This window comes from Roseburia sp. OM02-15, assembly GCF_003481835.1.
Taxonomy (GTDB): Bacteria; Bacillota; Clostridia; order Lachnospirales; family Lachnospiraceae; genus Eubacterium_I; species Eubacterium_I ramulus_A.
Genome location: NZ_QULX01000004.1, coordinates 52,368 through 73,788, shown reverse-complemented (window position 1 = coordinate 73,788; position 21,421 = coordinate 52,368). Strand labels below are relative to the sequence as shown.

Annotated in this window: 23 protein-coding genes; 1 reads left to right on the top strand and 22 read right to left on the bottom strand. The window is 42.7% G+C overall.

What is annotated here, in order from left to right; all coding sequences use genetic code 11:
• Window positions 1-361: 361 nt before the first annotated feature.
• Entirely contained in the window at window positions 362-784 is a 423-nt protein-coding gene (yneA, locus tag DXB15_RS05245; protein ID WP_118702252.1) for a cell division suppressor protein YneA, read from the bottom strand.
• 268 nt (window positions 785-1,052) lie between these two features.
• On the opposite strand from yneA, the gene lexA reads away from it, so the two are divergent.
• On the top strand, window positions 1,053-1,670 hold the full coding sequence (gene lexA / locus DXB15_RS05240) for a transcriptional repressor LexA (RefSeq protein ID WP_109214618.1): 618 nt from the start codon (window positions 1,053-1,055) through the stop codon (window positions 1,668-1,670).
• A 154-nt stretch (window positions 1,671-1,824) separates the two neighbouring features.
• Here lexA and rsfS read toward each other — a convergent pair whose 3' ends face one another.
• The 21 genes from rsfS to DXB15_RS05135 all read right to left on the bottom strand — a co-directional run bounded on the left by rsfS (window position 1,825) and on the right by DXB15_RS05135 (window position 21,417).
• Window positions 1,825-2,178 carry a ribosome silencing factor gene (rsfS, locus tag DXB15_RS05235; RefSeq protein ID WP_109214616.1) on the bottom strand — a complete coding sequence of 118 codons (354 nt, stop codon included), beginning with the start codon at window positions 2,176-2,178 and terminating at the stop codon, window positions 1,825-1,827.
• Window positions 2,179-2,182: 4 nt separating this feature from the next.
• Window positions 2,183-2,776: a bis(5'-nucleosyl)-tetraphosphatase (symmetrical) YqeK gene (yqeK, locus tag DXB15_RS05230; RefSeq protein ID WP_118702251.1), complete on the bottom strand. Its 594-nt coding sequence runs from the start codon at window positions 2,774-2,776 to the stop codon at window positions 2,183-2,185.
• The gene (gene nadD / locus DXB15_RS05225) at window positions 2,773-3,396 is read right to left on the bottom strand and encodes a nicotinate-nucleotide adenylyltransferase (protein WP_109214614.1); all 624 of its coding nucleotides are present in this window, start codon (window positions 3,394-3,396) and stop codon (window positions 2,773-2,775) included. Before nadD ends, yqeK begins: the two co-directional genes overlap by 4 nt.
• A 24-nt stretch (window positions 3,397-3,420) precedes the next feature.
• Window positions 3,421-3,708: a ribosome assembly RNA-binding protein YhbY gene (gene yhbY, locus DXB15_RS05220; protein WP_109214613.1), complete on the bottom strand. Its 288-nt coding sequence runs from the start codon at window positions 3,706-3,708 to the stop codon at window positions 3,421-3,423.
• A gap of 79 nt (window positions 3,709-3,787) precedes the next feature.
• Window positions 3,788-5,074, bottom strand: a complete 1,287-nt coding sequence (gene obgE, locus DXB15_RS05215; protein ID WP_109214612.1) for a GTPase ObgE — start codon at window positions 5,072-5,074, stop codon at window positions 3,788-3,790.
• 70 nt (window positions 5,075-5,144) lie between these two features.
• On the bottom strand, window positions 5,145-5,435 hold the full coding sequence (gene rpmA / locus DXB15_RS05210) for a 50S ribosomal protein L27 (protein ID WP_021738743.1): 291 nt from the start codon (window positions 5,433-5,435) through the stop codon (window positions 5,145-5,147).
• Between the two features lie 5 nt (window positions 5,436-5,440).
• Complete coding sequence (locus DXB15_RS05205; RefSeq protein ID WP_109214611.1) at window positions 5,441-5,764, bottom strand: ribosomal-processing cysteine protease Prp; 324 nt, start codon at window positions 5,762-5,764, stop codon at window positions 5,441-5,443.
• A 24-nt stretch (window positions 5,765-5,788) separates the two neighbouring features.
• Entirely contained in the window at window positions 5,789-6,097 is a 309-nt protein-coding gene (gene rplU, locus DXB15_RS05200; protein WP_109214610.1) for a 50S ribosomal protein L21, read from the bottom strand.
• Between the two features lie 101 nt (window positions 6,098-6,198).
• Window positions 6,199-7,392: a ribonuclease E/G gene (locus tag DXB15_RS05195; RefSeq protein ID WP_118702250.1), complete on the bottom strand. Its 1,194-nt coding sequence runs from the start codon at window positions 7,390-7,392 to the stop codon at window positions 6,199-6,201.
• Window positions 7,382-8,101 carry a TIGR03936 family radical SAM-associated protein gene (locus DXB15_RS05190; RefSeq protein ID WP_118702249.1) on the bottom strand — a complete coding sequence of 240 codons (720 nt, stop codon included), beginning with the start codon at window positions 8,099-8,101 and terminating at the stop codon, window positions 7,382-7,384. Before DXB15_RS05190 ends, DXB15_RS05195 begins: the two co-directional genes overlap by 11 nt.
• Window positions 8,085-9,956 carry a TIGR03960 family B12-binding radical SAM protein gene (locus tag DXB15_RS05185; protein ID WP_109214608.1) on the bottom strand — a complete coding sequence of 624 codons (1,872 nt, stop codon included), beginning with the start codon at window positions 9,954-9,956 and terminating at the stop codon, window positions 8,085-8,087. The genes DXB15_RS05190 and DXB15_RS05185 overlap by 17 nt, the downstream gene beginning before the upstream one ends.
• Before the next feature lie 153 nt (window positions 9,957-10,109).
• Complete coding sequence (locus DXB15_RS05180; protein ID WP_118702248.1) at window positions 10,110-13,673, bottom strand: FtsX-like permease family protein; 3,564 nt, start codon at window positions 13,671-13,673, stop codon at window positions 10,110-10,112.
• A gap of 10 nt (window positions 13,674-13,683) precedes the next feature.
• Window positions 13,684-14,388: an ABC transporter ATP-binding protein gene (locus DXB15_RS05175; protein ID WP_333491037.1), complete on the bottom strand. Its 705-nt coding sequence runs from the start codon at window positions 14,386-14,388 to the stop codon at window positions 13,684-13,686.
• 151 nt (window positions 14,389-14,539) lie between these two features.
• Window positions 14,540-14,818, bottom strand: a complete 279-nt coding sequence (locus tag DXB15_RS05170) for a hypothetical protein (protein WP_109214605.1) — start codon at window positions 14,816-14,818, stop codon at window positions 14,540-14,542.
• A 243-nt stretch (window positions 14,819-15,061) separates the two neighbouring features.
• Window positions 15,062-16,345: a bifunctional phosphoribosyl-AMP cyclohydrolase/phosphoribosyl-ATP diphosphatase HisIE gene (gene hisIE / locus DXB15_RS05165; RefSeq protein ID WP_118702247.1), complete on the bottom strand. Its 1,284-nt coding sequence runs from the start codon at window positions 16,343-16,345 to the stop codon at window positions 15,062-15,064.
• A 2-nt stretch (window positions 16,346-16,347) separates the two neighbouring features.
• Window positions 16,348-16,941: an imidazoleglycerol-phosphate dehydratase HisB gene (gene hisB / locus DXB15_RS05160; protein WP_118702246.1), complete on the bottom strand. Its 594-nt coding sequence runs from the start codon at window positions 16,939-16,941 to the stop codon at window positions 16,348-16,350.
• A 16-nt stretch (window positions 16,942-16,957) separates the two neighbouring features.
• On the bottom strand, window positions 16,958-18,259 hold the full coding sequence (gene hisD / locus DXB15_RS05155) for a histidinol dehydrogenase (protein WP_109214602.1): 1,302 nt from the start codon (window positions 18,257-18,259) through the stop codon (window positions 16,958-16,960).
• Window position 18,260: 1 nt separating this feature from the next.
• Window positions 18,261-18,911, bottom strand: a complete 651-nt coding sequence (gene hisG / locus DXB15_RS05150) for an ATP phosphoribosyltransferase (RefSeq protein WP_109214601.1) — start codon at window positions 18,909-18,911, stop codon at window positions 18,261-18,263.
• A gap of 12 nt (window positions 18,912-18,923) precedes the next feature.
• A complete protein-coding gene (hisZ, locus tag DXB15_RS05145) occupies window positions 18,924-20,108 on the bottom strand; it encodes an ATP phosphoribosyltransferase regulatory subunit (protein WP_109214600.1) in 1,185 nt (394 codons plus the stop codon).
• A 128-nt stretch (window positions 20,109-20,236) separates the two neighbouring features.
• The gene (locus DXB15_RS05140; protein WP_109214599.1) at window positions 20,237-20,770 is read right to left on the bottom strand and encodes a Holliday junction resolvase RecU; all 534 of its coding nucleotides are present in this window, start codon (window positions 20,768-20,770) and stop codon (window positions 20,237-20,239) included.
• Entirely contained in the window at window positions 20,770-21,417 is a 648-nt protein-coding gene (locus DXB15_RS05135) for a histidine phosphatase family protein (RefSeq protein WP_158582194.1), read from the bottom strand. Before DXB15_RS05135 ends, DXB15_RS05140 begins: the two co-directional genes overlap by 1 nt.
• Between the last annotated feature and the right edge of the window lie 4 nt (window positions 21,418-21,421).

The window sequence follows — 21,421 nt, the reverse complement described above, 5'->3', positions numbered from 1 at the left end:
TAAAAATATTACTTTATACGTGATGCATGTGAATAACTCTAAATCATGTGGTTATAGCCTCCGGCAGGATTACAGAGGTGCGCAGTTGAAGTATGTCATGCAATTGCATGACGCGCACCTCGCAACAAGAATGCCGGAGCATTCTTGAATATTCTATTATGTCTAATACCTGAATTTTATATAGCGTTATACCTTTCAGGCATGTAGAGAATATAAATCGAATGCTTTGTTCGATTTGTTTGTTTTTACAGATTGATCATATGTATTAGTAACATTCCTGAATTGATATGATATTATATACAAGCACATAGAACACACATGGAGATTTTGTTAATATTTCTTATCAATTAACATGCTATAATTATAATTCTGAAACTGTTTCTACATAAGGAACCATTAAGTAAGATCCACTCTCAATTGTATCTCCACTTAAATGATTCAGTTCTTTTACTTGCTTAATATATTCCTGTCTGCTGAAGGATTTCTCTCCCATATAGCGATCGGCAAGATCCCATAATGTATCGCCTTCTTCCACTTCTACTGTCTTATAGTAAACATTTTCTGTTTTTGCGGAAGACGCATTTACCTGATTGGCACGCAGACAATTGCTGATGATCAGAACAGAAGCTATGATTGTAAAAAACAGGATCAATGCAGTGATCAGTTGTCTCTTTGCGGCTTTTTTTCTTCGAATGGCACGTACACTCTGGCGGTGTGCAGCGGCAGCTTTTGCCTGTGCTCTCTGATATGGGTTTGTATAATAAATAACGGAATAGGTACTCATAATGTTTCTCCTCCTTTGTGAATATATGATGTTCGATAATTTGTTCGGAACATCTGTTCGATGATGTTATTATACAAAACGTTTGTTCGAATGTCAAGAACAAGATACGAACAAATTTTCGGAATATATGTTTGATTTCAAGATTCTGGTATGCTATAATTTAATCAACAGAAGGAAATGATTGCTTTTGTTTTTCGTTCGGGAATAATATACACTGCGTATAATGAAAGTAATCCCCGTTAAATGAATGAAGGAGAATTACAGCACTATGTCATACGGAAAAATTACAGATAAACAGAGAGAAATTTTAGAATATATTAAAGCAGAGATTTTAAACAGAGGATATCCGCCGGCAGTTCGTGAGATCTGTGAAGCGGTAAAATTGAAATCAACCTCTTCTGTTCATGCACATCTTGAAACATTGGAGAAAAACGGCTATATTCGTCGTGATCCGACCAAACCGCGTGCGATTGAAATCGTAGATGAGAACTTTAATCTGACCAGACGTGAAATGGTAAATGTTCCGATCGTTGGAAAAGTTGCAGCAGGGGAACCGATCCTTGCAGTGGAAAATATTGAGAACTACTTCCCTATTCCGGCAGAGTTTATGCCAAATGAGCCGACGTTTATTCTTCAGGTACAGGGAGAAAGTATGATCAATGCGGGTATTTTGGATGGCGATTATGTACTGGTTCAGCAACAGCCTACCGCGAATGATGGAGATATGGTTGTTGCACTTGTAGACGATTCTGCAACGGTTAAGACATTCTATAAAGAAAATGGATATTATCGTCTGCAGCCGGAGAATGACTTTATGGATCCAATCATTGTCTCCGAAGTCATGATCATGGGAAAAGTAATCGGAACATTCCGATTCTTCAAGTAAATCTTGTTTCGGGTGGCGCAAAAATTTACAAATATCACAGTGTAAATTGAGAACACCAGCAATTTTTCTCAAGGAACGATTGTTAGCGACTGAGACAAATTGCTGGTGTTCTCTTATTAAAATTAAATAGTAAATTTTTAAGCCACAAAAAGAATTAAAGATCTTCTGGTGCGATAATCTTTCCATCCTGCCAGATTCTCTCCAGATCATAGAATAAACGATCTTCTTTAGAGAACAGATGAATAATAATATCTTTATAATCCATTAAAATCCAGCTGGAATTATTATTTCCCTCTTTCTGTGCACAGTGGAATCCAGCTTTGTACAGATCTTCCTCTGCGGCGTCCATCATTGCCTGTAACTGATTGGTATTTGCAGCGCTGGCAATAACAAAATAATCTGCGATGACAGAAATCTCACTGATATCGATTACCTGAATATCTTCTGCTTTTTTCTCAGAAAGTGCGTGGCAGGCAATTTTTGCCATGTTACGTGATACGTCGTTCATTTGTTCAGACTCCTTTCCTGTTCTGGCTATTATGCCAGTCTCTGTAGTATTCATAAGCGGAAACCGTAGTCGGATCCATGGTCTGATCTTCGTGAGCTTTCAGATAATCCACAGTATCTTTTAAAATCAGATAAGTGGTTTCGTCCAGATCCTTATCTGCCAGTTTACGCAGTTCTTTTAAATGTGGTGCTTTGTCGCGATTCGGCTCAATATAATCCGCAATAAATATAATTTTATCCAGCAGGCTCATATCCGGCACGCCGGTTGTATGCACGCGAATGGCATGCAGAATATCAAAATCAATGATCTGGTATTCGTGTTCTGCCAGGATCGCTCCGCATTTTGCATGCAGAAGAGACGGATTTTTGTATTCCGCATCGCTGATAGAGACACCATATTCCCGGCACAGTGCGATTTTTTTATCGTCTGCCATGTATTTTGCACAATCATGCAGTAAACCTGCCAGGGCAGCCTTTGCGCAGTCATAACCATGGATTTTGGCCAGATGCTGTGCAGTATCGGACACGCCAAGGGTATGTTCGTATCTTGCCGGTTTCAATTTGTTTTTTAAATCTTTTTGGATTTCTTTTGTTGTCATATCGGATCCTCCCGATAAAGTGCATGATCTCTGATATATTCGTTTACAACATCTGGAACCATATACCGGATTGTCTGCCCGTTTGCGGCACGATCACGCAGCTCTTTGCTGGAAACACTGAAATTTGGTGTGTTTAAACGGTAGAAATCACAGTGGTATTTCTCACGAAGGTAGGTAATCTGACCATCCACCCGCTCTTCATCCCAGTTTCCGCGCACTGCCGCTAGTATTTTTGCATATTGACAGATCAGCTCCGGATGTCTCCAGTCATCAAAATCAAACAGGGAATCCGCTCCCAGAATAAAATACAGTTCACATTCCGGATGTTCCTGATGCAGCTGCTGTAACGTTGCATAGGTATAATTTACTCCGGAATTTTGAATTTCACGATATGAGATAGAAAACTTCGGATTGTCTGCGATCGCGGCTTCTACCATGCGGCAGCGATGTACGCTCATATCCTCTCCCATAAACTGTTTGTGGGGAGCATGTCCTGTCGGCAGAAAGATCACATGATCCAGATCAAACTGTGCACAGGCATTTTCTGCGATCAGCAGATGCCCGTAATGGATCGGATTGAAGGTACCACCAAAGATTCCCATTTTTTTATTCAGAGCCATATCTGATACTCCATTTCTGCCGGATTACGGTAAAACGATCTTTGGATCATCCTTATCCGGTTTGTATAAAACGATTTTCTTGCCGATAACCTGTACTACCTGAGAATGAGTACGCTCTGCGATCACGTTTGCAATCTCACGCGGATCATCAAAACAGTTTTTTAATACACTCAGCTTGATCAGCTCATGTGTGTTAAAACATTCAGAGATCGCATTTACGATTTCCGGTGTCACACTGGATTTTCCAACCTGAAAGATCGGCTCCAGATTCATGGCAAGACCTTTTAAATAAGCTCTCTGTTTACTTGTCATAATTATTCTCCATATGCTGACCATGCAAAGTTTCTTATCTAAAATATCAAAAATGTTCCATGATCAGACTTGTATATTTTTATTTATAGTAATCAAAGGAAAGACCATACATACGTACCGTATCTCCTTCCTGAATGCCTAATCCTTCCAGTTCCTCTAAAATTCCCTGATCTTTCAAGAAACGCTGGAAGAACAGGAAACCTTTCTCGGATTCAATATTGGTATAGCCAAGCATTTTTTCGATACGTGGTCCTTCTACCACGAATTCGTCCGTTTCTTCATCATAGGAAACGGTATACGGTTCATCCAGATACATTGCTGTGGATGGATCGTATTCCTGCTCAAATACAACCGGTTCAGAATCCATGCCCTGCAGCATTTCATTTACTGCATATAAAAGTTCTTTTAAACCTTTTCCGCTGACTGCGGAAATCGCAAATACACGGATGCCCTGCGGCTCAAATTCCTGACGCAGTTTTTCTACCGGATCTTCGTCACCGGCATAAATGGCATCAATTTTATTTGCTGCGATCACCTGTGGTTTTTTCGCCAGTTCCGGATTGTATGCTTCCAACTCTTTGTTGATGGCATAAATATCTGCAATCGGGTCACGACCTTCAGTGGATGCCGCATCTACCATGTGGATCATGACTTTGGTACGCTCAATGTGTTTCAAAAACTCATGACCAAGTCCGATTCCTTCCGATGCTCCCTCAATCAGTCCCGGAATATCCGCGATAACAAAGCCCTGTCCCTCGTCCAGATCAACCACACCAAGGTTCGGGTTTAAGGTTGTAAAGTGATAATTTGCGATCTTTGGCTGCGCATTGGTGACACGGGATAATAACGTGGATTTTCCAACATTTGGGAAACCGACCAGTCCGACATCAGCGATAACTTTCAGTTCCAGACGAACTTCCAGTTCGATGCCCGGTTGTCCCGGCTGCGCGTATTTTGGCGCCTGCATGGTAGCGGTTGCATAGTTCTGATTGCCTTTCCCACCACGACCGCCTCTTAAAATGATCTGGCGGGTATTATCACCGGACATATCGGCGATGACTTTATCTGTCTCAGCATCACGGATGATGGTTCCTGCCGGAACTTTCACAATGATATCTGCACCGTTTTTGCCGTGGCAATTACGCTTTCTGCCCTCTTCCCCGTTCTCAGCGGCATATTTACGACGATGTCTGAAGTCTGTCAGAGTGTTCAAACCTTCATCGACCTGGAAAATGACATCTCCGCCTTTTCCACCGTCGCCGCCGTCAGGACCGCCGTTTGGGACGTATTTTTCACGGCGAAAGCTGACATGTCCGTCTCCGCCTTTTCCTGATTTTATAATAATTCTTGCACTGTCTGCAAACATAATTTTCTTTTTCCTTTTTTATAGTAGAAAATAGACTCGGCTATAAAAGTCGAGTCTATTGATGGTTTTATTATTCGTTCGTTGCTACTGGATAAACGGAAGCCTGTTTTTTGTCTCTTCCTTTTCTCTCGAATCTTAATACACCATCTACTTTTGCAAATAATGTATCATCTCCGCCGATACCTACGTTCACGCCTGGGTGAATCTTAGTACCACGCTGTCTGTATAAAATATTTCCAGCTTTTACAAACTGTCCGTCTGCTCTTTTTGCTCCTAATCTCTTGGACTCGGAATCACGGCCGTTCTTTGTAGAACCTACACCTTTTTTATGAGCAAAGAACTGAAGATTCATGTTCATCATGTTTCTTACACCTCCTCGAAGATCAGATCAATATATTCTTCGTAGTTACTCTCCATGTTCTCTAAACCTAAAACCAGCGATTTCAGCAAAAGCTGCGCATCTGCTCCATTATTTTCTGTAATTCGAAAAGAGATCATTCCGTCCGTCTCATTGCTGTCGCAATAAAACAAAGTATCGGTAAACTCTTCAATGGAATTCATGCAGTTGATTGTCATTGCGGATACTGCGGCACAAACGATGTCATTTTCATCGGAATACTCTGCATGTCCCAAACAATCAAAACCAACAAACTGCTGATCATGGTTCTGGTAAACTGTTATTTTTACCATTACATGTTACCTTTTCAATTTCAATTAACCATTAATCTTTTCGATTTTAACTTTGGTAAAGCACTGTCTGTGACCGTTTTTGTTGTGGTAACCGGTTTTTCTTTTATATTTGTAAACGATTACTTTTTTGCCACGTCCGTTAGCTACAACGGATGCTTCTACGGTAGCGTTCTCAACAGTCGGATTGCCGATTTTCAGACTTCCGTCGTTTACTGCTAATACCTGATCGAAAGTTACTGTCTCACCAGCTTCTGCTCCAAGCTTTTCAATGGTAATGATATCGCCTTCAGAAACTTTGTACTGTTTACCACCTGTTGCTATAATTGCGTACATATGGCACCTCCTATTTATCATTACTCGCCAATTTCGGTGCTGCATGATCTGCAGTCTTATACCTCGTTGTGCGGCATCTTTTGTATAATATCAGAATGTTTCTATTCTGTCAACTGTTCTGCCAAACTTTTTTCAACTTTTTTTCTTGTGAGTTCTACAAGATTTAATCTGGTCATATCAACGACCTGAACCGGTACGGAATCTTCCCGGACGCATCGTCTTAAATGCTCCATGACCGTCTTCTGATCTTCCTCACGTTCCAGATTGATAAAATCAATGATTACGATTCCGGAAATATTTCTAAGACGTATCTGCGCGGCAGTTTCCTCAGCTGCTTCCAGATTGATCTTCAAAAAATGTTCCTGTCGGTCTTTTTTTGTCACACTTTTTCCGGTATTTACATCAACGACAGTCAGTGCTTCTGTTGGTTCAATGACAAGATAACCGCCGGACTTTAACCAGACCTTTTTTTGCAGGGCATCTTCTGTCTGTTTGTTCAGATTGTAAAGAGCAGCAAGCGGAAGTAAATTATCTTCATACAATCGAAGTGGAATCTGTGAAAAGGAAGGATCGCTCTCCTGCTGCTGCCGGATTGATTCAAAAACCTCCGGCAGATCGGTTATGATTTCTGTAAAGCCTTCCTGATAACTGTTTTGCAGATACTTCATGTAACTTTCCGGTGTCCGACTGACACAGGAAAAACAGGTACGCATCGTGGCTGTGCGAATCATCTGTGTTAGTTTTTCTTTTAACGATTCATATTCCTGTAACAGCAATTCATCGGATACTTCTCTGGCATTTGTCCGTACAATGATTCCAAAATTTTCGTTTTTGCAACCGGATAATACTTCCCGGTAATGTTCTTTTTCCAGTTTGGTCAGTTTGGAAGAAAAGCCAAGCCGGTGATCGCCGCTGGTCAGAACCAGATAGCGTCCGGTTACATTCAGATTTGCCGATACGGTAGGTGCTTTTGTCTTGACACTTTCCCTTGTCACCTGTACCAGCAGTTCGTCTCCCTGTACCAGTTTTTTGGAAGGGATCTTTTTGACAAAAATCGGTTCCGCTGCTTCTTCCATGGAATAATAACAGGCAAGTCTCGGTTGGATCTCAATAAAAGCCGCCCGGATGTTTGGAACCACTTTCTGTACCCGTCCTACATAAATATTACCAAGAATGGATTCCTGCTCTACCTTTCGACAGCGGACTTCCACTAAGCGTTGTTCCGATACCGTGGCGCACATGCGTATCTGACTGCCACAGATGGACGTATCTGTGATAATGACTTTATGATTCAAGGTTGTCACCTGCCTGATACAGCGGTCTTAAGCCTTCTTCTGTACGCTCATAAGTCTCCACTCTGTGGATCTGTATATTAAATGGATCATAGGTTTTCCCAAAATACTGATAAAAATCCTGTAATACCAGTTCCGGTTTGATATTATCGGTGCTTCCGGTGGAAAGCTGCAGGAAAAATCCCTGCCAGCCAAGTTCCTTTAAGTCACATGGATGGAATACATAGATTAACGGTTTGATGTCAATGACACGCTCACTTTTTTTCGTCTGCTTTATCACTTCTATGGTATCGCGTTCCTCATAATACTGACAGATTTTTTCTCCCAGTTCTTCCGGAGTAAAATCAACCTGATTTTTAAAATATACAATGTAATCTGCGGCCGCTACGGAAGTCATGGCTTTTTTTGCATCCTGACGCAGAACAACATATTCTGTAATTTCAATTCCATCTACCATAACTGCGTTCAGTGCATCTCTGGATTCGTCGGTAGATTTTGTAGAATGTACTTCAATATCCAGATACTCGCCGTCACTGGTGATGCCGACACCAAGAGGAGCCGCAAAGGACATGATCTGGTGCGGGGAAAATCCCTCGGAATAGGCAATATCGATATTGGCACGGCGCATGGCTTTCTGAAAATAACGCATGATATCCAGATGTCCGATAAAACGCATGACACCATATTTTCGGAATTTAATTCTTATTCTCATAGCATACGCCTCCTTTGTATTTCATTGCTCCGCAACCGGCACATTTCTGACGGCAGTTCGGAGTAACGGTCTCTGCATTTGCTGCATGCCATTCACGCAGCAGGAAGTTTTTGGTGACACCTGCATCGATGAAGTCCCATGGGAAAAGCTCATCTTCGCTTCGCACTCTTGTTGTATAGAAATCGGTATCAATCTGATCTTCTGCAAATGCATCCAGCCAGATCTGCTCATCAAAGAATTCAGACCATGCTGCAAAAATACCGCCTTTTTCATAGATTTTGATCATGGTATCACAAAGACGTCTGTCGCCTCTGGCAAGAATACCCTCGATCATGGTGACATCTGCCTCATGCCAGTTGTAGCGGATACTTTTTTTATTTAACTGAGATTTGATGGTCTCATTTACGATTTTTGCACGACCAAGGAATTCGTCCTTGGTGCACATCGGACTCCACTGGAACGGTGTGAATGGTTTCGGGACAAAGAAAGAAGTACTTACTGTAATCTGGCATTTTCCATTTCGCTGATCCTTCGGAATCTCGTAATAACGCTCCGCGATTTCCTCTGCCAGCTCACCGATAGCTTTCATATCTTCTACGGTTTCTGTCGGTTGACCAAGCATAAAATATAATTTTACCTTATTCCAGCCGCCTTCAAAGGCAAGTCCTGCACCGTGCAGAATATTTTCCTTCGTCAGACCTTTGTTGATCACGTCACGCAGACGCTGAGAACCGGCTTCCGGCGCAAAGGTCAGACTGCTCTTGCGGATATCCTGTACTTTGCTCATAACATCCAATGAAAACGCATCAATACGCAGGGACGGCAGGGAGATATTTACACCTTTGTCCTTAAATTCATCGATCAGGAAGGTCAACAGTTCTTCCAGATAGGTGTAATCGCTGGAACTTAAGGAACTTAAGGAAATTTCCTCATGTCCGGTGTTTGTCAGCATCTGATAAGCCTTTTCTTTTAACATTTCCAGATTGCGCTCACGTAACGGACGGTAAACCATACCTGCCTGACAGAAGCGGCAGCCACGGATACAGCCACGCTGGATCTCCAGCACGACACGATCCTGAGTGACTTTGATAAACGGTACCAGCGGCTTGTCCGGGTAAACGGATTCCGACATATTTTCTACTACCTGACGGTGAATGGTTGTCGGAATATCATCATAGATCGGATGAAAATCCGCAATGGTTCCATCTTCGTGGTAAGATACCTCATAAAAAGCCGGAACATACAATCCAGGGATTTTTGCTGCTTCATGCAGGAAATCATGACGGTTATAACTGCCATCCTCTTTCATACGCTCATAGAGATCAAAGAGGTCATCGTATACGGTTTCGCCCTCTCCAATATAGAAAATATCGAAAAAGTCAGCGATGGGTTCCGGATTGTAGGTACATGGACCACCGCCAACGACGATTGGCATATCATCGGTTCTCTGACAGGCTTTCAACGGGATTTTGCCCAGATCCAGAATCTGTAAGATATTCGGATAGCAAAGCTCATACTGCAATGTCATGCATAAGAAATCAAAATCCTTAATCGGATCCTGCGTCTCCAATGCAAACAGCGGAATATCCTGTTCTTTCATGATTTTGTGCAAATCCGGCCATGGAGAATAGACACGCTCACAGTAGACATCGTCTCTTAAGTTAAACTGATGATACAAAATCTGAATGCCAAGATGAGACATACCGATTTCATAGACATCCGGAAAGGCAAATGCCACACGGATTTTGACATCATCCGGATTTTTGCGCACCATATTTACCTCATTTCCGATATAACGGGCAGGCTTGTCTATGGTTAATAAAATTTCATCCTTTAATGCAAGTTTATTATTCATTCTGTGTTTCCTTATCATTTTATTTATCCTGTGTTTTTCAGGTTTCTTAAAAAGCAGATTTTATTGTATGTGCAAGAAATATTTTCGTTATTTTTTATACAATGAATCTGCGCAATTTCTAATTGTAGCATACGGCACGAAAAAGCGTCAAGTTTACTCAACGCTTTTTAATGCATCTACCATATTGATATGATCCAGCAGACGGTTTGTGATCAGATCTACTGCCAGTGCAAACAGGAATGTCATGCCGCCGGCGAACAGATACGTGGACGGGTGTACCGATACCGCAAAATAGATGGAAGGCATCTTCAGTACACTGGTCAGAAGTCCGCTGAAAAATCTTCCAACCGGAAGTCCAAGCAAAATACCGATAACCGTAAGGATCAGTGTTTCCTTGTTGACATAGGAATGGACTTCTTTATCAAAAAATCCAAGTACTTTGATAGTGGCAAGTTCCCGCTCACGTTCGGAAATATTTGTGGTCGCCAGTGTAAAGAGTACGACAAATGCCAGTCCTGCTGCCAGTGCTGTCACAAGAACAACGACACAGTTGATCAATCCAAAGGATTTGGAAAATTCATCCCGCATCGCCTGTACACTGTTACAGGATACCACATCACTCTCCCTGGAAAGCTGGTCTGCATAAGCAACCGGATCTGTACAGGAATTCGACAAATGAGCCAGAATGGAATTTGCTGCATAGGAACCACTTCCAATCAGTGCCTCATAGCGACTCTGTCTGATGTAAATAGCATTTCCCAGATAGTTGCGGACAATACCACTGATCGGGAAGTCACATTCTTCCAGATCACTGTTCTGGATATGTAAGTCATCTCCCACAGAAAAATCCATGACTTCGGAAAGATTCTGCGTGATCAGAATATCAGCATCCGAAAGTTCCCGTTCACTTCCGTCTAAGGCTTCCAGACGAATATAGTCCTCAATCGGGGCATCATCCGGAATGATATAGAGCGGAATAGTTTCTTCGGAAGAATCATTAACAACCTGTATACTGTCTGTCTGCAGGGACAGATAATCCTGGATCTGATCATCAGAAGAAATCTGATTGGTAAAATTGTCGAAATCATCTGCTATTGTGACTGCCATCAGATCATAACGGGAAATATGTTCATACTGTTTTGGCATCAGATCTGTGACGGAGTTTTTAATTGCCATTCCAACGACAAGTAATGCCGTACAGCCTAAAATACCGCTGACAGTCATAAACAGACGTTTTTTATAACGGAACAAATTCCGGAAAGTTACTTTGTTTAAGAAAGACAGGCGTTTCCATAAAAATGGAATCTTCTCCAGAAATACTCTGGATCCAGCTTTCGGTGCCTTTGGTCGCATCAATGCCGCCGGACACTGTTTTAATTCGCTGTGGCAGGCACAGACAGCTGCAAATAATCCACCTGCAACAAACAGTAAAATACCGCTGATGCCGTAGCCTGCATGGAACAGGTACGTGTAGGATGGAATCTTATACATGGTGTCAAATACCATAAACAGGAACTTCGGCAACAGGATAAATCCGCCAATGTCTCCTAACAAACCACCACAAATACATGCGGATAAGGTATAGATCAGGTATTTTCCATATACTTTACGGTCAGAAAATCCAAGTGCTTTATAAATACCGATCTGTCCGCGTTCTTCCTCTACCAGACGTGTGATGGTGGTCAGACTGATCAGGATTGCTACGGACAAAAACAGGATCGGAAATACATTTCCAATGGTTTCAATGGAGTCAGCATCGCTCTGGATCGTGGTGTAACTTCCCACGGAACTGCGATCCTGTACATACCATTTTGTACGGTCGATCGCATCAATATCTGCCTGTGCTTCTGCAAATTTATCATCTGCTTTCGCACGTTCTTCTTCCAGCTTCTGGATCTGTTCTTCCAGTTCCTTGGAACCATCTTCCAGTTCCTGTTCCGCCTGTGTCAGTTTATCTTTGGTTTTCTGTAATTCCTGATCGGCACTGGCAAATTGTGTAGTTGCATTCTGCTCCTGTGTCTGCAGTTCCTTCAGACCGGCAGTCAGTGTCATTTCTGAAGTTTGTAATTTCTGCTCCTGCTGCTGTAACTGCTCTTTTGCTGCATCTAACTGCTGACTTTGTGCCTGTAACTGTGTCTCCGCAGAATCAAATTGAGCAAGCGCCTGCTGCTTTTGTTCTTTCAGGGAAGCTGCCTGCGTATCCAGCTCCACAAGGGTTGCGGAAACGGTCTCATACTGTGGAAGTAACTGCGAAAGTCCCGATGGGATCTGCTGTATCTGAGCAATCTGTGCTTCCAGTGTTGCTTTCTGTGTTTCATAATCTTCGGCAGATGGGTCCAGAAGTTCCAATTGTCCGTTTAACTGTGCACAGACTGCATCTATTGATGCCTGTAACTGTTCTGTTACCTGAGCCCTTGCGTCTGCATCCGGATTGCCAGAAGTTACACTGGCTTCGTAAGCTTCCCATGCGCTCTGCGGCCATGCATCACCAGATTGTGCCTGCATGGAAGAAATCTGTGCCTGAATCTGTTCTTTTCCGGATTCTGCCTGTGTTCGACCTTCTGTAAGCTTTGTTTCCGCATCGGACAGTTTCTGAAGCGTTTCCTGTTTTTGCTGCTTTAAGGTATCAGAAGCCTGTGTCAGCTGATCTGTACGTCCGCTTAATTCTTCTTTTGCAGCACTGATCTGCTGTTTTCCGGATTGAAGCTGCTGCCAGCCGTTCTCCAGTTCAGCATATCCATCTTTGAATTTCTGTGCAGCTAAGTTTTTTTGCTGCTGTAACTGATTCATACCGTCCTGTAATTGCTGCCAGCCGGAACAGATTTCGGTTCTGCTATCTGCCAGTTCTGTCTTGGCATCTGCAATCTGTGCGTCGGCATCCGCAAATTTTTCTGCTGCTTCGTCTTTTGCATCATGTAGCTCGCTCACGGCATCTGCAATAATGGAATCATAGCGCGCCTGCTCCCGGTCGGATTTGATTTCTTTTTCAATGCGTTTTTTTATGTCTGAAACCAGATCAGTATATTCTTCGGAAAAACAGGATAATGCTTCTGCCCCATTGACACGAAGCTCCACAGCAGAATAAACATCGTTATCCAAAGCTTCCTGCGTAACATAAAAGAAATATTTGGATGACTGAGAAGAACGAAACGACGCTGCTCCTTTATCGGCGATCAGATCGGTTGCATCCAGCATGACCGCTGTAATTGTATAGTTTTTTTGCTTTAAGGCAGAGGTTGTATCGGCATCCTCGCTGTTTTGCGGAGAAAGGGTTACAGTATCTCCGATCGTCTTGCCGGTGTCTGCACAATAATTTTGGGATACAGCGATTTCCGACGCCTTAGAAGGCATCGTGCCATCTAACAGACGTGGCTGGCTTAATCCGTTTTCATCCAGTAATTTTACATCTGCCTTCTGTTGCAGATCATCCGCCTGTACCAGAACGGTCTCACTGTAAGTTCCATGTGCTTCGGCTACTTCTTTGACTTGGGAGAGTGCCTCCACATCTTCATCGGTCAGACCAAAGGTGGACTGAATCTTAATGTCATATAATTTCTGTTCATCATAAAAACGATCAGCCGAAGCACGAAGATCCCGGCAGCCTGCCGACAATCCGGCAAACATTGTCACGCCAAGAAATGTGATGAGCAAAATGGAGAAAAATCGTTTTTTCTCAAGTTTGATTGTTCGAAAAATATCTTTCCAATATGCTTTCATTTGTCCTACACTACCACTCTATTTCTGAAATCGAAACCGGATGTTCGTTTCTGGTTTCACTGATCACCGTTCCGCTTTTAAACTGGATCAGGCGGTCCGCCATGGGAGCCAGTGCGGAATTGTGGGTGATGATCAGAACAGTGATTTTTTCCTTTCTGCAGGTATCCTGTAAAAGCTGAAGAATCTGCTTTCCGGTGTTGTAATCCAATGCTCCTGTCGGTTCATCGCACAGCAGAAGTTTCGGATTTTTTGCCAATGCACGGGCTATAGAAACACGCTGCTGTTCGCCGCCGGATAACTGTGCCGGAAAGTTTTTCATACGCATGCCAAGCCCTACTTTTTCCAACGTCTGTGCGGCATCTAAAGAATCCTCACAGATCTGGGAAGCCAGCTCAACGTTTTCTAATGCCGTCAGATTTGGCACCAGATTGTAAAACTGAAAGACAAAACCGATGTCCGTGCGTCGGTACTGGGTAAGCTGGCGTTTGCCAAAAGCGGTGACATCTGCGCCGTCCACCAGCACTTTCCCGGATGTAGCAGTATCCATTCCGCCAAGGATATTCAGCGCCGTTGTCTTACCGGCACCGGAAGCGCCAAGGATGACGGCAAGTTCCCCTTTTTCCACGGAAAAAGAAGCATCTTTTAATGCGAAAATGGAACTTCCGCCGGAATTATATTCTTTTGTAATATGGTCAAAATCGATATATGACATAATCTTTCTCCTGTGTAATTTATAAAAAATGTTAATTCTATTATAGTTTTATCTCAAATGAGAAGCAAGAAAGAAAGTATAAAATTTCCAGTAATGGATCCATTCTGGTTTGCGTTTATTCACTGCAAAATTTTTAAACTGTCTGGTTAAACTTTTATAACCGGTTTAATACTTCCAGAATCTGAGGGAATTTGATGGAACTTTGGATCTGCTGTGTAATCTTTTCTGCGTTCCAGGAATGCCAGGAAAAATCGGTCTGACGCATGCCAAGGAAACCTAAAAACAGAAAAAGTGCCAGCACAAACCGAAGTCCAAGAAAACTTCGTGGACGTTTTTCCTGTTCTTCCGGATAAGTCTTTTTCCCCGGTGAGGCAAAGCTGTTTTTTACGGATTCTACATAATTTTTTCGATTTTCATATTGTTCCATCTGCATACCATACCCTCCTGTTTGTTGTTTCTCAAACCATAACAATGTTTCGATAAGTTTTTCGTCAAACAAAAAAGGCATATCATTACGTTTTTGTAATCATAGCCTTTTTGTATTTATATATGCGGTTGTCTTTTTTATATTCCGAAAGTTTTAAAGCCGAACACACGTAAGATATGTTACGCGATTCTGAACAACATAAGCTGACATATTTTTTCAGAATTGCTAAAATCCTCAAAACTAAATGCTCTAACGCTGTGAAAGTTCTTCTAAAACTTCTTCCCAGGTGATACCCTTATCAACCATCATAACCATCATATGATACAGGAAATCAGCGATCTCATATTTAATCTCTTCCGGATCCGGATTTTTGGCAGCGATGACGATTTCTGTTGCCTCCTCACCGACTTTCTTTAAGATCTTATCAATTCCTTTGTCAAAGAGGTAATTGGTATAAGAGCCTTCCTTCGGATGCAGTTTGCGATCCAGAATGAGATTGTACTCGTTTTCAAATACTTCCAGTGGATTTTTCTCATTGTATTCTTCTTTTACCATATCGGTGTAGAAGCAGCTGCGGTTGCCGGTATGGCAGGCAGCTCCAATCTGGGAAACTTTTGCCAGAATGGTATCTTTGTCGCAGTCGATGGATAAAGATTTCACATACTGATAATGTCCGGAAGTCATGCCTTTTGTCCAGAGTTCATTTCTGCTTCTGCTGTAATAAGTCATTTTACCAAGAGACAGGGTGGTCTGGAATGCTTCTTCATTCATGTAAGCAAGCATCAGTACGTCATTGGTCTTGTAATCCTGTACGATAACCGGGATCATACCATCGGAATTTAATTTAAACTCAGACCAGTCACAGGAAGATTCTAAGTGACCGGTTGCAATTCCCTGTTCTGCCAGATATGCTTTCAGTCCCATTACATCTGCATCATAGGCACTGATGGTTCTGGAAGATACACCAGTGATAGTTTCATCTGCCTGTAATGCCTTGCAGACGCTCTCGTTGTCAGTCTCTGTCAGAAGCATGGAATATGGCATATCGGTAACGTTGCCAAGCGTTCCCATCAGTGCCGGGTCAAGCACGATCAGCTCACTTGTGTTGTTTTCTACATCTTCTTTCTGTTTAAAAAACAGGTCCACATTGTGGATGGATAATGCCAGTTTATCTTTGCCAAAACGTAATGCACCTTCTTTTGACACCTGTGCAGTCACATCTTTTACCGGATTTAAGATTGCTTTTTTACATCCGGCATATAAAATTTTCTTGATATCCTCCAGACGGTTGATATTTCCGCCGGCATAAACCGGAATCTCAGCTACGCGGTTGATTTCTTTCATGGTATGAAGATTCAGCTCATGCTCCGCGTCATTGTCGGACAGGTCAAACAGGTAGATTTTGTCAATACCGTTGTCGTTGTACAGACGGATCCGTTCGATTAGATCATCCTGCTCGGTATGATCTTTGAAACCGTTGACCAGTTTTCCGTTTTTTAAATATATGGTTGCAATTAAATTTTTTTTGTTCATCGTTATAAACTGCCTTTCGTCGATAAAATATCCGTTACACGCGGATCATAGGAGGAAGCATCATCCAGCGCTTTCCCGAACGCTTTAAACAGTGCTTCTATAATATGATGATTATTCGTTCCGGACAGAACCTTCATATGCAGGTTCATGCCTGCGGCGTAGGAAATCGCATAGAAAAATTCACGTACCATTTCTGTATCCATATCTCCCACTCGATCAGTCGTAAAGTCTGCGTCAAATGCAAAATACGGGCGTCCGGACAGGTCAATGGCACATAAGACCAGGGTTTCATCCATTGGCAGGATCATACTGCCAAACCGTTTGATGCCTTTTTTGTCGCCCAGTGCTTTCCGTATCGCATTGCCAAGGACAATACCGGTGTCTTCGATGGTATGGTGGCAATCTACTTCCAGATCTCCCTTTACCTGCAGATCCAGATCAAAGAAGCCATGTCTGGTAAAACCGGATAACATATGGTCAAAAAATCCAATTCCGGTGGAAATATTCTGTTTACCGTTTCCGTCCAGATTCAGAGACAGGGCAATATCTGTCTCGTTTGTTTTTCTCTGAACCTGTGAGATGCGTTTTTCTGCCATTTTTTCGCCCTCCGAATTATTTGTCTTCGTCTTCAAATCTGACGCGGATAGAATTTGCATGTGCAGTCAGCTGCTCACAGTCTGCAAACTGTGCAATATCTTTGTATACCGCATGCAATGCATCTCTGGAATAAGAGATAATGCTTGATTTTTTAATAAAGTCATCGACACTCAACGGAGAAAAGAATTTTGCTGTTCCGTTTGTCGGAAGGACGTGGTTTGGTCCGGCAAAATAGTCACCAAGCGGCTCGCTGCTGTATTCACCAAGGAAAATAGCTCCTGCATTTTTGATCTTTGTCATAACCTCAAATGGATTTGCAGTTACGATCTCCATATGCTCGGATGCAATCTCATTTGCAGTATCGATGGCAGTATCCAGATCCGGTGCAATCAGGATATAGCCATAGTTTTCCAATGATTTTTCAATAATTGATTTTCTGGAGAGAACTTCACAGAAACCATCTACTTCTTTGGATACTTCTTCTGCCAGTTTTTCACTTGTGGTGATCAGGATTGCGGAAGCCAGTTCATCATGCTCTGCCTGAGATAACAGGTCTGCTGCTACAAAACGTGGATTTGCAGTCTCATCTGCCAGTACAAGGATCTCACTCGGACCAGCGATGGAATCAATACTGACATGTCCAAACACTGCTTTTTTTGCCAGAGCAACATAAATGTTACCCGGTCCTACGATCTTGTCTACTTTCGGGATGCTCTCCGTTCCAAATGCCAGAGCAGCAATCGCCTGTGCGCCACCTACTTTAAAGACGCGGTCTGCACCTGCTTCTTTTGCGGCAACCAGTGTGGAAGGATTGACTTTACCCTCTTTGTTACATGGAGTTGTCATAATAATTTCTTCTACACCGGCGACTTTTGCAGGCATAATGTTCATCAGTACGGAAGAAGGATATACAGCTTTTCCACCCGGAACGTACACACCTGCTTTTGCAATCGGAGTTACTTTCTGACCAAGCATGGTTCCCGGAATGGAGCTGTCAAACCAGCTGTACTGTTTCTGTTTTTCATGATACACACGAATGTTTTCTTTTGCTTTGCGGATAACCTCTAATAATTTCGGATCAACCTGCTCATAAGCCTCTGCAATCTCAGCCTCTGTGACTTCGATATTTTCTGGCGTTACGGTTGCACCGTCAAATTTCTTTGTATAGTTAAAAATCGCTGTATCACCGTTTGTGCGGACATTTGCAATGATCTCATTGACACTGCTTTCATACTGGGTATAATTGTTCGGGCTTCTTTTTAACAGGTCTGTCAATATATTCTGAATGGTTTCCTTTGTAAGTTTTAACGTACGCATCTTAGTTTTCTCCTTTATTCATTACTTCACGCAGATCGGAGATCAGTTTGCCGATTCGCTCCTGCTCCATCTTCATACTTACCGGATTGACTACCATACGGGCAGATAACGGGCAAACTTCTTCTAAAACAGTCAGTCCGTTTTCGCGTAAGGTAGATCCGGTTTCGACGATATCCACGATGACATCAGCCAGACCAACAATCGGTGCCAGCTCAATGGAACCGTTTAATTTAATGATCTCTACGGTCTGATGTTTTTTATTGTAAAAATAATCTTTGGCAATTTTCGGATATTTGGTCGCTACGCGGATCTGCTCATGATGCTGCAGCAGATCTCTGGCAGATTCCGGTCCGCAGACGCACATTCTGCATTTCCCGAAACCAAGATCCAGTACTTCATAAATATTGCGGGCTTCCTGCAGGATCGTATCTCTGCCGACGATTCCGATATCTGCGGCACCGTACTCTACATAAGTCGGTACATCCGGTCCTTTGGAGAGGAAGAAACGCAGTTTTAAGTCTTCGTTTACAAAAATCAGCTTTCTGGTATCTTTATCTTTCATTTCCTCGCAGGTGATACCGATTTTTTCAAACATTTCAAGGGTCTTATTTGCTAAACGTCCCTTTCCTAATGCAAATGTTAAATATCTCATGGCTCGGTCCTCCTACATGTAAAAAATAATATCCTGAATATGATTCTGCTCGGCATATGTCTCGTATACTTCCCGGGTATTCTGCTCGGTTAATGGCATCAGTTCTACCTGCTCGCCACGGCTTCTGAGTACCTGTGCATCTTTGATGGCATCCTGACGGTATTGCCCACTGTAAATAAACCATTTGGTTGTATTCTCAAATGGAATACGTACGTTCTGTCGCTGCAGTGCCGCCATTAACTGATTGATGACAACCGCAAAACCAATGGATGGTGCAGATTTACCGAAAGACTGTAACAGATTGTCGTATCGACCACCGTTTACAATGGCTTCGCCGCTTCCGAATGTATATCCCGCAAAAATGATGCCGGTATAATAATTGAATCCGGATATCATTGCCAGCTCGTACGAAACATATTTGCGGATCTTGTATACTTCCAGAAGCTCATCCAGTTCTTCTAAACGTGTCAGTGCGTGGAATACTCTCGGATAATCAGCAGCCCATGCTTTGGCAGCTGTAATTTTTTCCTTATCCAGCATAACATCCGTCAACAGACCGAATAACTGTTTTAAATTCTCGTCTGCCACATGCTGCTCTACTACTTCCTGTACGCCGTACAGATTGCGGTTTAACAAAAGATTTCGGATCTCTTCCATAACATCTTCTTCCAGATTGGCAGCTTCAAATAAGCCTCTCAGGAAATCTGCATGCCCGACACTCAGCTGAAATTCTTTCAGTCCTGCTGTTTTTAAAAGCTGTGCGGAAAGTGCAAGCATTTCTGCATCTGCTTCTACACTTCCATCACCGATCAGCTCGGCACCGGACTGAGTATTTTCTTTTAAACGTCCCTGATAGCTGGAATTATTCCGAAACGTATTACCGGTGTAGCACAACCGGATTGGAATCGCCTGCTCCATATAATATTTGGACGCGCATCTTGCGATAGACGGTGTGATATCCGGGCGAAGCACCAGGGTATTTCCTTCCCGGTCAAAAAACTTGTATAAATCCTTGGACGGTGTGGTACCGATTTCTTTTCCAAAAATATCAAAAAATTCAAAAGTCGGTGTCTGAATCGGATGATAGCCGTAAGATTTTAATACGGTCAGCAGCCGTTCCTCCAGAATGATTTTGCGTTCACATTCATCATTATAAATGTCTCTGACACCTTCCGGCGTATGTAATAATTGATTCATCTCTTTTTCAGTCCCCTTTATGTTCCATTTTCAACTGTTTTTCACGCATTTTTCCGGAATCACTTTACCGTGCTACCGTGCTAACACACAAAAATCTTTAATCATTATATGAAATTACCTTTAAAATGTCAATCCCTGAGATTCAAATCTGTCTGTAAAGCATCCAGATAGGGAACCAGCAGTCCGTTATGACCGGTAAAAAAGTAACATTCTTCCAGTTCATCCAACCGAAAACTCTTTCTGCCACCTTCTTCCATTCGGATCCAGAACTTCTCTAACTGACGGAAGGTCAGGTAATAGAACTGATCCCGGTGAGAGTAAAAGATCAGGAAAAAAGCGATACCGCCCTGCCGTTCAAATTCCTGCATAAAGTCTACCTGATGCTGATGAATGTTTTGCAGCGGAAACGTATCCGTCTGACATTCCTTTGCATCAAAGCAGACCGGGATGCCCTGTACCGCACCGATATAATCAACGGTACTTTTCTGATCAAAATAAGCCAGCGTGATATGGCGGTTCTGCTGATCAATTTTGATAGGCGTGATCGGGGTTGGGACTTTCTGGATCAGTGCCAGATGATTTTCCCGGTAACATTCATTGGTTCGGTTGATAAATTCCTCCAGTGTGGAGCCACGCAGTCCGCGGGAGTTCCAGGTTGGCATTACAGTACTCCCCGATGCAGCAGTTCCGGATCGTCATAATATAAGATATTTTCCTTTTCAATCGTAAAGATCCCGTTTTCCAGACGAATCCGGTTGACACAGCAGTTTGGTTGATGGATCGACCAGAATTCATCTAACGGCATCTTGCGAAGATAGGTCAGAAATGCCCGGATGACAGCACCATGACAAACCACCAGAATATTTTCAATGGAAGGATCCTGTTCCATCGGAACTATCTCATCCTTTAAAAATGCGGCAATGCGGTCATAGAGATCCTGAAAGGAATCTGCAGTCTCATCTGCCATATACAGGGATGGGTGATGGAAACAGTTCGCGATATTTTCATCTACTTCTTTTACCGCTTTGATTTTCTCACCTTCATATTTTCCGAAACACATTTCCCGTATCCGCATGTCTACCTGTACGTCTGCTTCCTGTTTTTCTGCAATGATTTCTGCTGTACGGACTGCCCGTTTATATGGACTGCTGTAAATGCGCTGAAAATGAATCTGATCTTTTTCAAATCCATCTCTGGTATCACGCGCCAGTTCTTCTCCATAAGGAGTCAGCTCAATATCGGAAGAACCCTGAATCAGTCCTTTTTTGTTCCAGAACGTTTCTCCATGTCTCATAAGATATAAATACATTTGT

Coding starts and splice junctions, on each gene's coding strand:
- hisD (WP_109214602.1), bottom strand. CDS start 18,259: ATGCGTACGTTAAAACTTACAAAGGAAACCATTCAGAATATATTGACA.
- rpmA (WP_021738743.1), bottom strand. CDS start 5,435: ATGATGAACATGAATCTTCAGTTCTTTGCTCATAAAAAAGGTGTAGGT.
- DXB15_RS05170 (WP_109214605.1), bottom strand. CDS start 14,818: ATGCAGATGGAACAATATGAAAATCGAAAAAATTATGTAGAATCCGTA.
- hisB (WP_118702246.1), bottom strand. CDS start 16,941: ATGGCAGAAAAACGCATCTCACAGGTTCAGAGAAAAACAAACGAGACA.
- yneA (WP_118702252.1), bottom strand. CDS start 784: ATGAGTACCTATTCCGTTATTTATTATACAAACCCATATCAGAGAGCA.
- DXB15_RS05180 (WP_118702248.1), bottom strand. CDS start 13,673: ATGAAAGCATATTGGAAAGATATTTTTCGAACAATCAAACTTGAGAAA.
- yqeK (WP_118702251.1), bottom strand. CDS start 2,776: ATGACAACAAAAGAAATCCAAAAAGATTTAAAAAACAAATTGAAACCG.
- hisZ (WP_109214600.1), bottom strand. CDS start 20,108: ATGAATCAATTATTACATACGCCGGAAGGTGTCAGAGACATTTATAAT.
- yhbY (WP_109214613.1), bottom strand. CDS start 3,708: ATGACAAGTAAACAGAGAGCTTATTTAAAAGGTCTTGCCATGAATCTG.
- DXB15_RS05205 (WP_109214611.1), bottom strand. CDS start 5,764: ATGGTAAAAATAACAGTTTACCAGAACCATGATCAGCAGTTTGTTGGT.
- obgE (WP_109214612.1), bottom strand. CDS start 5,074: ATGTTTGCAGACAGTGCAAGAATTATTATAAAATCAGGAAAAGGCGGA.
- lexA (WP_109214618.1), top strand. CDS start 1,053: ATGTCATACGGAAAAATTACAGATAAACAGAGAGAAATTTTAGAATAT.
- rplU (WP_109214610.1), bottom strand. CDS start 6,097: ATGTACGCAATTATAGCAACAGGTGGTAAACAGTACAAAGTTTCTGAA.
- DXB15_RS05135 (WP_158582194.1), bottom strand. CDS start 21,417: ATGTATTTATATCTTATGAGACATGGAGAAACGTTCTGGAACAAAAAA.
- nadD (WP_109214614.1), bottom strand. CDS start 3,396: ATGGCTCTGAATAAAAAAATGGGAATCTTTGGTGGTACCTTCAATCCG.
- hisIE (WP_118702247.1), bottom strand. CDS start 16,345: ATGAACAAAAAAAATTTAATTGCAACCATATATTTAAAAAACGGAAAA.
- rsfS (WP_109214616.1), bottom strand. CDS start 2,178: ATGAACGACGTATCACGTAACATGGCAAAAATTGCCTGCCACGCACTT.
- DXB15_RS05140 (WP_109214599.1), bottom strand. CDS start 20,770: ATGCCAACCTGGAACTCCCGCGGACTGCGTGGCTCCACACTGGAGGAA.
- DXB15_RS05190 (WP_118702249.1), bottom strand. CDS start 8,101: ATGAGAATAAGAATTAAATTCCGAAAATATGGTGTCATGCGTTTTATC.
- hisG (WP_109214601.1), bottom strand. CDS start 18,911: ATGAGATATTTAACATTTGCATTAGGAAAGGGACGTTTAGCAAATAAG.
- DXB15_RS05185 (WP_109214608.1), bottom strand. CDS start 9,956: ATGAATAATAAACTTGCATTAAAGGATGAAATTTTATTAACCATAGAC.